The sequence below is a fragment of the Paracidovorax sp. MALMAid1276 genome (assembly GCF_049198005.1).
Classification (GTDB): Bacteria; Pseudomonadota; Gammaproteobacteria; order Burkholderiales; family Burkholderiaceae_C; genus Acidovorax.
On the sequence record NZ_JBMIRS010000251.1, the window covers coordinates 24,804 to 35,141 of the forward strand.

Annotated in this window: 8 protein-coding genes; 1 reads left to right on the forward strand and 7 read right to left on the reverse strand. The window is 67.7% G+C overall.

Annotation, left to right across the window (positions count from 1 at the left end; genetic code table 11):
- Positions 1-16 precede the first annotated feature (16 nt).
- From nusA to ACOQFS_RS21175, 6 genes are all read right to left on the reverse strand, one after another.
- Complete coding sequence (gene nusA / locus ACOQFS_RS21150) at positions 17-1,504, reverse strand: transcription termination factor NusA (protein ID WP_421564780.1); 1,488 nt, start codon at positions 1,502-1,504, stop codon at positions 17-19.
- A gap of 84 nt (positions 1,505-1,588) precedes the next feature.
- The gene (gene rimP, locus ACOQFS_RS21155; protein WP_421564781.1) at positions 1,589-2,182 is read right to left on the reverse strand and encodes a ribosome maturation factor RimP; all 594 of its coding nucleotides are present in this window, start codon (positions 2,180-2,182) and stop codon (positions 1,589-1,591) included.
- A gap of 275 nt (positions 2,183-2,457) precedes the next feature.
- Positions 2,458-5,859, reverse strand: coding sequence for an SNF2-related protein (locus ACOQFS_RS21160; protein WP_421564804.1), 3,402 nt, complete (start codon positions 5,857-5,859; stop codon positions 2,458-2,460).
- Between the two features lie 150 nt (positions 5,860-6,009).
- Complete coding sequence (locus ACOQFS_RS21165) at positions 6,010-6,411, reverse strand: thioredoxin family protein (RefSeq protein ID WP_421564782.1); 402 nt, start codon at positions 6,409-6,411, stop codon at positions 6,010-6,012.
- 48 nt (positions 6,412-6,459) lie between these two features.
- Positions 6,460-7,740, reverse strand: a complete 1,281-nt coding sequence (locus tag ACOQFS_RS21170) for a c-type cytochrome (RefSeq protein WP_421564783.1) — start codon at positions 7,738-7,740, stop codon at positions 6,460-6,462.
- The gene (locus tag ACOQFS_RS21175) at positions 7,737-8,564 is read right to left on the reverse strand and encodes a c-type cytochrome (protein WP_421564805.1); all 828 of its coding nucleotides are present in this window, start codon (positions 8,562-8,564) and stop codon (positions 7,737-7,739) included. Before ACOQFS_RS21175 ends, ACOQFS_RS21170 begins: the two co-directional genes overlap by 4 nt.
- 511 nt (positions 8,565-9,075) lie before the next feature.
- On the opposite strand from ACOQFS_RS21175, the gene ACOQFS_RS21180 reads away from it, so the two are divergent.
- Complete coding sequence (locus tag ACOQFS_RS21180) at positions 9,076-9,429, forward strand: hypothetical protein (protein WP_421564784.1); 354 nt, start codon at positions 9,076-9,078, stop codon at positions 9,427-9,429.
- A gap of 159 nt (positions 9,430-9,588) precedes the next feature.
- Here the strand turns inward: ACOQFS_RS21180 and ACOQFS_RS21185 are convergent, their stop codons facing one another.
- A complete protein-coding gene (locus ACOQFS_RS21185) occupies positions 9,589-10,317 on the reverse strand; it encodes a prepilin-type N-terminal cleavage/methylation domain-containing protein (RefSeq protein WP_421564785.1) in 729 nt (242 codons plus the stop codon).
- Between the last annotated feature and the right edge of the window lie 21 nt (positions 10,318-10,338).

The window sequence follows — 10,338 nt, forward strand, 5'->3', positions numbered from 1 at the left end:
CGTGCCTCCCTGACCTTTACTCTTGCTGCCCTGCGAACCAGTGTTCGCGCGCCTTCAGGATCAAGGCTTTGGCATCTTCTTCAGACTGTCCGGTCAGGTCGGTCAGTTCATCAATGGCCAGATCGGCCAAGTCGTCACGCGTGTGCACACCGCCGTCAGCCAGCTTGGCAATCAGGTCGGGTGTGAGGCCTTCAAGATCCCGCAGATCCTGGGACACCTCGTCCACGCTTTCCTCGCGGGCGATCTCCATCGTGAGCAGGGCGTCCTTGGCACGGGCGCGCAGCTCGTTGACGGTGTCTTCGTCGAAGCTTTCGATCTCCAGCATTTCCTGCAGCGGCACGTAGGCCACTTCTTCGAGGCTGTTGAAGCCTTCGGAGATCAGGATGTCGGCGATTTCTTCGTCCACATCCAGTTTTTCCATGAACAGCTTGCGGGCCGTGTCGGTTTCGTTGGCCTGCTTCTGGGCGCTTTCGGCGGCGTCCATGATGTTGATCTTCCAACCCGTGAGGTCGGAAGCCAGGCGCACGTTCTGGCCGCCACGGCCGATGGCGATGGCCAGGTTTTCCTCGTCCACCACCACGTCCATGGCGTGCTTTTCTTCGTCCACCACGATGGAGGACACGTTGGCCGGGGCCAGGGCTCCGATCACGAACTGGGCCGGGTCTTCGGACCACAGCACGATGTCGACGCGCTCACCAGCCAGCTCATTGGTGACGGCGTTCACACGCGTGCCGCGCACGCCCACGCAGGTGCCGATGGGGTCCACGCGCTTGTCGTGCGAGAGCACGGCGATCTTGGCGCGCGAGCCGGGGTCGCGGGCGCAGGACTTGATCTCCAGGAGGCCTTGCTCGATTTCGGGCACTTCGTTGCGGAAGAGCTCGATCATGAATTCGGGGGCCGAGCGCGACAGGATGATGGGCGCGCCGCGCAGGGTCAGGTCGACCTCCATGATCATGGCGCGCACGCGGTCGCCGCTGCGCAAATTTTCCTTGGGGATCATCTCGCCACGGCGCAGGCGGCCTTCCACGCGGCCGGACTCGACGATGATGTCGCCCTTGTCCATGCGCTTGACGGTGCCGGTGAAGATCTTCTCGCCGCGCGACATGAAGTCGTTGAGCAGCATCTCGCGCTCTGCGTCGCGGATCTTCTGCAGGATGACCTGCTTGGCAGCCATGGCACCGATGCGGCCGATGGGCACGGACTCGACGCCTTCCTCGATGTACTCGCCCACCTCGATGTCGGCGATGCGGTCCTTCGCATCCATCAGCAGTTCTTCGGCGTCGGGGTTTTGCAGGCCGGCGTCGTCGGGCACCACCAGCCAGCGGCGGAAAGTCTCATAGTTGCCGCTGTCGCGGTCCACCGCCACGCGAATGTCCACCTCGCCCTGGTAGAGCTTCTTGGTGGCCTGGGCCAGGGCCGATTCCACAGCGCCCAAGACCACATCCCGCTCCACGTTCTTCTCGCGCGAAATGGCCTCAACCAACATCAACAGTTCGCGATTCATGCGACGACTCTCCTATTTCAATCACCCGAGGACGGGGGCGCCCAGCAGCCGCCCGTCCCATCATGTTTGTTCATTCAGCAAGTCTCAGGCCGGTGCCGGGCCTGCCTTGCCTGCGCGCCCCTTGAAGTCCACGATGGGCGCCAGGCGCACATCCCGCAGTTCGTCCAAGGTAAAGCCCAGCGCCTGCAAAGGGGCGGGCACACGCTTCTTGCTCACTTTTTGACCTGGCTTGACCGGGGGCTCGTCGCTCCAGACGATCTGCCAGCCTCCGGAATCGGCACGCTCCAGGGTGCCGCGAAATTTCTTGCGGGTGGCGTTGACTTGACCACCGGCTGCAGCGCCAATGGGCGCCTTCAGGGTGATGTCGATGACCGAGCCCTCAAAACGCACAAAATCCTGTTCGTGGCGCAAGGGGCGGTCGATGCCGGGGGACGAGACTTCGAGGCGCTTGTATTCGACGCCGTCGACTTCCAGCGCAAACTGCAGCTGGCGCGTGACTTTCTCGCAGTCTTCGACGGTGATGAACTGGTCGACCAGGGGCGCGGGCGCTTCGGCAGCCGGCGGCACCCAGGGCAAGTCGATGGTGACGCGCAGCAGGCCGCCAGCGGAGCGCTCGATCTCCACCAGGTCATAGCCGAGGCCGGTCACAATTTGTTCAACGACTTGCTGTAGCGCCACGTGTTCAGTTCAATCCCGGAAAAACAAAAAACCCGATAACCCCCGGAGATCGTTCTCCGACAGCTTCGAGCTCCAAAAGCGTTCGACCAAAAAAAACGGGCGGTAGGTACCCGCCCGCTTGGTCGTGAGGCTCTGATTGTAGCGTGGAACGCAGGGATATGCAAAGCCGGGGCGGCCATTCGCGCCCTGACCGTTGCGTTGCCGCGCCAGCGCGCCCGCACCGGGGCTGCGTGGCGCAAAGCCTGGGCCGGGCCTTGCGCGACCTGCGCCGACAGCTACAACGTCGATAGCGGGCGCAGCAGTTCGGCGAGATCGCCCTCGGTAAAGAGCGGCTCCCGGCGCGCCGCCGACTCGCTGTAGAGGCTGCCCGCGAGCTGCGCCTTGCGCTCCTGCAGCGCCAGGATGCGCTCCTCGATGGTGCCCTGCGCCACCAGCTTGACCACCCACACGCTCTGCGTCTGGCCGATGCGGTGGGCGCGGTCGGTGGCCTGGTTTTCCACCGCCGGGTTCCACCAGGGGTCGAAATGGATCACGGTATCCGCCTGGGGCAGGTTCAGCCCCACGCCGCCGGCCTTCAGGCTGATGAGGAACAGGGGCACCTGCCCGCTGGTGAACTGCTCGATGATCGCGTCGCGCTTTTGGCTCTGCCCCGTGAGCTTGACCCAGGGCAGGCCGTGCTTCTTCAGCTCGGCCTCGATCAGTGTGAGCATGCTGGTGAACTGCGAGAACAGCAGGATGCGCCGCCCTTCGGCCAGCATCTCGGGCAGCAGGGCCATGAGCTGCTCCAGCTTGGCCGAGGTCTTGACCTTTTTGGCGGCATCGAGCGGCACCAGCGCGGGGTGACAGCACACCTGGCGAAGCTTGAGCAGCGCATCGAGGATGGTGATCTGCGACTTGGCCAGGCCCTTGGTCTGCAGCGCCTCGCGCACGGCTTTTTCGGTGCCGAGGCGGATGGTTTCATACAGGTCGGCCTGCGGGCCAGCCAGCTCCACGGGCATCACCGACTCGACCTTGGGCGGCAGCTCGCCCGCCACCAGGTTCTTGGTCCGCCGTAGCATGAAGGGCGTGACGCGCGCTCGCAGCTGCGCCAGCCGCGCGGTGTCGCCCTGCTTTTCGATGGGATTGCGAAACAGTTCCTTGAAACGCTGCTGGCTGCCCAGAAAGCCCGGCATCAGGAAGTGGAACAGGCTCCAGATTTCGCCCAGGTGGTTCTCCATGGGCGTGCCCGACAGGCACAGCCGGTGCCGCGCCTTGAGCGCCCCCACCACCTGCGCGGCGTGGGTGCTGGCGTTCTTGATGTTCTGGGCCTCGTCCAGCACCACCAGGTGCCAGGGCTGCGCCAGCCAGCGTTCGCGGTCGCGCTGCAGCAGCGAATACGGGGCGATGACGAGGTCGTGCTCGGCCACCGCGTCGGCCACGGCGTGGCGGCCCGCACCGTGCAGCACCAGGCAGCGCAGGCCGGGGCAAAAGCGGGCGGCCTCGCGCTGCCAGTTGCCCATCAGGCTGACGGGCGCGATCACCAGCGCCGGGTCGCTCAGGCGGCCCGCGTCTTTCTCGGCCTGGATGTGCGCCAGTGTCTGCAGCGTCTTGCCCAGGCCCATGTCGTCGGCCAGCACACCGGCCAGGCCATGGGCGCGCAGAAACTGCAGCCAGCTCAACCCCTGCTGCTGATACGGGCGCAGGGTGGCCTGCACGCCCGGGGGCACGGGCACCGTGGGCAATGCAGTCGCACCCTGCAGCTGGGCCACCAGGTTGCGCAACCCCTGCGCGCCCTCCCACACTGCGCCTTCGCCCAGGGCGGCGCTGGTGCGCAGCGCATCCATGCGCGAGAGCTTCAGGCTGCTGCCGCTGAAGTCGTGCGCCCGGTCGCCCACCAGCTCCAGCAGCGCAGCCATCCAGGGCCGCAGGGTGTCGGTGGGCAGACGCACAAAGCCAGGGCCGGGCTGCGCTGGCAGGTAGACATGCGAAGGCAGACGGGGCAAGCCCGTGGCCGGGTCCAGCGGCTGCGCGGCAGCAGCGGCGATCAGGCCGGGCACAAAGGGCAGGATGTTGTGGCGCACGCCATCGATCTCCATGCCCAGCGACAGCGCGAACCAGGGGGATGTGGCCCCATCGCCCCCTTCGCCAACTTCGCCCTCCTCACCACCGGGCCGCAGCGCCACGTCCAGCGCATCGGCATGGGTGATCCAGCCGTTCAGCGCCGCATCCAGCGTCAGTTCAAACCCCGCGTCGCGCAGCACCCCAAAGCCGTTGTCGGCCCAGTGCAGCCAGTCGTTTTGCGATTGTTCGCCGGGGATGCCGAACAGGCCGTCGTCCGTGGCCAGCAGGCCCAGCTCCATCAGGCTTTCGATGGCGTCCAGCTCGGCGCGGGCATCTCGCTGCAGCAGCACCTGGCCGCCGTCGGCGCCCGGCACCAGCACGCCCAGGTCCTGCCCGGGCCACCAGCCCACATGGCCTTCGTAGTCAAAGCGCAGCTGGGCGGTGATGAGCCCCAGGTCGGGTACCTCGGCCGGGGGCACGGGCGCCAGGTGCAGGCGCGCCACGGGCTTCACCCCCTGCACGCGCGTGAGGGGGCTGAGCACGGGCGGCAGCGGCAGCAGGCCGCCCAGGCGGCTGGCCACCTCGGCATGGTGCTTTTGCAGCGCGGCCGTGGCAAGCGGCGGCGCCTGCAGCAGCAGCTCCAGCTGCGCGGGGCTCAGCCCCTCGGCTGTCACGGGCCCGCACAGGCCCTGCTCCACATCCAGGTACAGCGGCGGGCGGTTGGCGCACAGCGTGGCGCTGGGCTGGGGCAGGCGCGGCTGCAACGTCCAGGCGCCGTCGTCGCCCCCCTGGCCGCCGCGGGGGGCGGCGGATGCAGCCCAGTCCCAGGCCATGGGCAGCGGGTCGCCATAACGCAGCGGCACCCCCACGGTGGAGCCGCCGGCATCGACAAACAAATGGCCCGTGGCCGCCGCCTGCTGCAGCACCAGCAGGCCGGCTGCGCCCTCCAGCACGCCCGTGGGCGCACCGCTGTAGGCCGAGTAATAGCCCACGCTGCGCGGCATGGCGCGCAGCAACTGCAGCAGCTGGCGGTCGGCCTCGGTGGCGCGGTCGTACACCGCCTGGCCCGGGCCGGGCTGGGTGCGGATGGCCTTGGGCTTGGCCCAGCCGCCGGTGAGCTTGGGGTAGGACACCACGGCCTCGATCTGCAGCTGCGGCGCCCCCGAGCGCAGGCGGCCCACGGTGGAAAGCAAATAGAGATAACACTCGGGCCGGTCTGCCCGCGCGCCGGGTGCGGGCGGGGCGACGTTGTCGGCGGCCCGGTCCCAGTCGTGCAGCCAGCGCACCAGGCGGGCCTCCTCTTCGGCGCGGGCCTGGGCGGCCACGCGGTCCTGCATGGCCTGGAGTGCCTTTTCGGCCTGGGGCGACCGCGACGGCTGCGCGGGCGCAGCGCGGGGGTGCAATTGCGCGACCTTCGCCGTCAGGGCCACGGCGTGCTTGCAGTCGATCTCCACCGGGCAGGTGCAATCGCCCTGCCAGTCGACCACCTGGCCATTGGGCGCCAGGGCCAGCGCCACCGTCACCGCATAGGGCCGGGGCTGCGTGCCCTGCACGGCGCCACGAATGCGCCATTCGCCCGCCTCGTCACCCGGCTCGATGTCGATGCTGACCACCGCGCCCTGGCGCATCAGGTCCATGCCGCGCGACCAGGCGCCTTTGTCAGACTGGGCCTGCAGCGAGTTGATGGCAATGAGGGGCAGTTTGGCGGAAGACAAGATATGTGATCAAAAATGGCCCCAGCGCTTATCTGTAAAGCGCTGACAGCTATCAAAAAAAGAGTAAGCAGCCTACTGGCTGCGCGCCGCGCGCACGCGTTCGAACACGCCCTGCGCCTCGCCCCCCGCCCCCGCGCTGCCGGGCGCGGCGGCCTGCAGGCTGGCCAGCAGCCGCGCCAGCACCGGCGCCTGCGGCAGCAACGGGCCCAGGAAGAGCGCGCGCTGGCCGTCGGCAATCAGCAGCGTGGGAAAGGTTTCCACGTCCAGGTCGCCCGCCAGGTCGGATTCGTCCTCGATGTCCACCCATTCGAAACGCACGTCCGGGTGCGCGCGGGCCAGTTCGTCGAACAAGGGGCGGTAAAGGCCGCAGGTGCCGCACCACGCGGCACACAGGCACACGGCCCACCAGCCGCCGGGTGTGGCGGCCGCAGGGCTTTGCGGGGTGGACGTGGGCAGTGTGGCGGGGCTGGACATCGAATGGACTCCTGGGACGGACGCGGCAGCCCCCGTGCATAGAGACCGCTACAGCCCGCGTCGTTCGCGGGCGCGGTAAACCTCGATGGTACCCACCGCAGGCGCCCGGTTGCCCCACTGGTTGCGCACGAAGGTGGTCACGGCCGCAATGTCGTCGTCCGACAGCACCTGCTGGAAGGGCGGCATGCCGTGCGGGCGCGGGTTGCCGGCCGTGGCCGGCAGGTAGCCGCCCTGCAGCACCACGCGCACCAGGTTGGTGGGGTCGGCCAGCATCACCGCGCGGTTGCCCGCCAGCGGCGGAAAGGCGCCGGACTCGCCCTGCCCCTCGCCGCCATGGCACTGCGCGCACTGCTGTTCATACACCTTGGCGCCGCGCGCCATGGCGGCGGCGGGGGGTGCGGGCGGCGGGGCGCGCTCTGCGGGCGGCTGCTGCGGCAGGGCCTGCAGGTACACGGCCATGGCGCGGGCATCGGCGTCGGACAAATACTGCGTGCTGCGGAACACCACCTCGGCCATCGGGCCCAGCACCGAGCCCTGCGGCGCCACGCCGGTCTGCAGCAAGGCCATGACGTCTTCGGCGCGCCATGCCTTCACGCCCGCCTCATGCGCCGCATTCAGCGCCGGTGCATACCAGTTCTGCACCGGAATCAGCCCGCCGGTGAAGGCCTTGGCATCGGTGGTGGCCCCCAGCGCGTTGCGCGGCGTATGGCAGGCTGTGCAGTGGCCCAGCCCGTTGACCAGGTAGGCGCCCCGGTTGTATTCGGCCGTTTGTGCGGCGTCGGGTTGCGGCGCCCCCGGCACGAAGAACAGAGCCCGCCACACCGCCACCGCCGCCTGCGTGTTGTACGGAAAACGCAGCGCGTGCGCCCGGTTGGGCTCGGCCACGGCGGGCAGGCTTTGCAGATAGGCAAAGATCGCGTCCGAATCCTCGCGCGTGACCTGGGTGTAGTTGGGGTACGGAAAGGCCGGATAGAGCAGCCGCCCGTCCTTGCTGCGCCCATGGTGCAGGGCGCGCCAGAACTCGGCCGATGTCCACGTGCCGATGCCGTGCGTGGTGTCGGGCGTGAGGTTGGAGCTGTGCACCACGCCAAACGGCGTCTCGATGCCGCGCCCGCCGCCATACGGCGCGCCGCCCTGCGGGGTGTGGCAGGCCATGCAGTTGCCCACGCGGGCCAGGTACTCGCCGCGCCGCACCAGGTCGGAGGTGGACTGCAGGGTGTCGCCCGCGGGCAGCGGCGCTTCGCCCTGCACGTTCAGGGTGATCACGATGGCGGCGGCCATGCCCGCAGCCGCAATGGCGCCGGAGAGCGTCCAGAGGATGCGTTTCATCGTTGCCCCCCCGCACGCGCTGCCACCGGCACCTCGGCCACACCGCCGCACCGGGCGGGCAGCGCGGCAGGCAGGCTGCGAGCCGGCTTGCCGCCCGCTGCCACCGGCTGGGCCGCCAGCCAGGCAGACACGGCGCTGACATCGTCCGGCGTGAGCTGGCGCGCAATGTCGGCCATGCAGTCGGGGGCCTGGGCGCGGCGCTGCCCGGTCTTCCACGCACCCAGCTGGCTGTTGAGGTAGTCGCGCGGCAAGCCCAGCAGGCCGGGGATGGACGGCGCCACGCCCGTCATGGCCGCGCCATGGCAGGCCACGCAGGCAGGAATGGCCCGGGCCGCATCGCCGTGCTGCACCAGCTGGCGGCCCTGCTCCAGCACAGCGGCGGGCGCTTGGGGTGCGGGCGGGGGTGGGTATGGCAGGTCCAGCGCCGCAAAGTGTTCGGCCATCTCGCGCAGATAGTCGTCGGTCAGGTGCTCGATGAGATAGGTCATCTGCGGGTAACTGCGCCGCCCGTCGCGGAAATTGAGCAACTGGTTGGCCAGGTAGCCCGCCGGTTTGCCCGCAATGCGCGGGAAGTAGCCGTCCGGCGTGGCCCGGCCTTCCTTGCCGTGACACACGGTGCAGGCCAGCACCCGCGGGGCCATGGTGGTGGCTGGCACCGACGCGGTCACAGCAGCCGAAGCAGCCTTGGCAGCTGTTGCAGCCGTAGATGACTGGGCGGGGGGCGTGGCCAGCGCCGCCGACCCGGCCGTGGCGGCCGTGGCGGCTGTGGCAGCCAGCAGAGGGGCCAGCAGAGGGGCCAGCAATGGGGCCCACAGAACGCGCATCGGCAGCACCACGCGATCCATGTTGAATGTCGTCACGCGTTGCATTGCGATGCCCGCTGCGGCCCACCCTCGTGGGCCCAGAGACGGCCAGCGGCGAAAAAGATCGATCAGAGGCATGCGGGAAGGGCCTTGGGGAAGGGGCTTGGGGAAGGGGCTTGGGGGCAGTGGACAGACCAGAGAGCCTACACCGCGCGCTGCGGTGGTCGCGCGCCTTCCGGGCGCGGGCACGGGCAGGGCATGGGTCGAAACTTAAATTTGATAGCAACAATCCCTTACCCATCAAGCGGAAAACGCCAATTTCATTCACTTTTTCACAGAAGACCAGGCAGGTACGGCTTATCACAGCCAGCCAAATTCCGCTTGCACGCAAATGACAAGCACGGACGGCGTTGGATGCACCCAACCTCGGGTTCTCCCGCCCTCGGCATGGCTCTTGCAACGGCATACTGAGCGCCGCCCGAAACCGGGCCCCTCCCCGCCCGCCGTCCCGGCAACCACCCTGTCCCCCACCATGGCAACACCCCAGCCCGTCCCGTTTCTGACCGTGGAAGACGAAGACGACTGGGTTGTCTCGTTTGCGCTGGGCCCGCTGGGTGCCCATCGGCTCACGCTGATGCGCACGCCGCACCTGGAGTTCATGCTGCGCCCCGAGCAGCGCGGCGTGTCGGTGGGCGCCGAGGCGGGCAAGCGCCCTTCCCTGCTGGTCGCCGTGCAGTGGGGCAGCAAAAGCGTGGACGTGGTGTCTACCGAGCGGCGCTACTGCCTGGACGTGAGCCGGGTGGACGGCCACACCCTGGCAGCGGCGCTGCGGGTGCTGGGCAAGATGAACTTTGACCAGCGGTTTCAGCTGGGCGGGGCGGCATAGGCCGCTGCCACGCGGTCAACCACTCATAAATTCATAGCCACCAGCGCTTGATGGATAAGCGCTGGTGGCCTAATGACACCAAAATCCGGCGCTTCAAGGCATTTTGCTGCGCTCCCCATTGCCAATCGGTATGAGGAATGCCGTGGGCAATAGATCCGCTCAGCGCATCATCTGAAACAAAGCCGTGGTGATGGCCACCTGTGATTCATCCAGCGACGTTGCCGTGGTGGTGCCAAACGCCATACGGTCATCAATGGGCCAGGCTAAGCCATTGAGCTCAGTGACGGAATTTGCAAACGAGCTATCGCGCAGTCGCCCAAACCGAGCATCGCTGCGTCCATCAATCTGCTGGTCCAACGCACCTGCCAAAGAAAAGGTAACACCCCGGATCACCATAATATTTCGCTTTCGCGTCACAAACGTCCCCACGGTTGCGCCAGGCTCTGCCCAGTCACGGCTTTGAAAACACACACGCACTTCCTGGGGGTTTCCATTGCTATCCAGGTACACATAACGGTCCTGCTGGCCCTCGGTGCGGCCCGTGGGTAGGCGTATGCCAGCCGCTAAAAAGGCGTTGATCAAGTCTGCTCCGCACAGTTCGGTGCCCGCTGCTGCAGCGCCGCCATTGACCTGCCCCGTTGGCGCCGTCGGGCTGTCGCCAGGCGGGTAGCCAACGCCATTGAAGAAGCCCTCATAGGCAAGCTGCCAACCCTGGATAAAGTCGGTAGACAGGCGCTGATTGGCGGCAGAGCGCTGCAGATCACGGCCTACGGCAACGGCGCCCAGCACCAAGCCGATCACGACCAGAACGACACTCAGTTCCAGCAACGAGAAACCTCTTTGACTACGTGCGGCAGCGCCATGGGTATGGAGATGAAATAGGGTCATGGTGCGTCACTCAGTAAACGT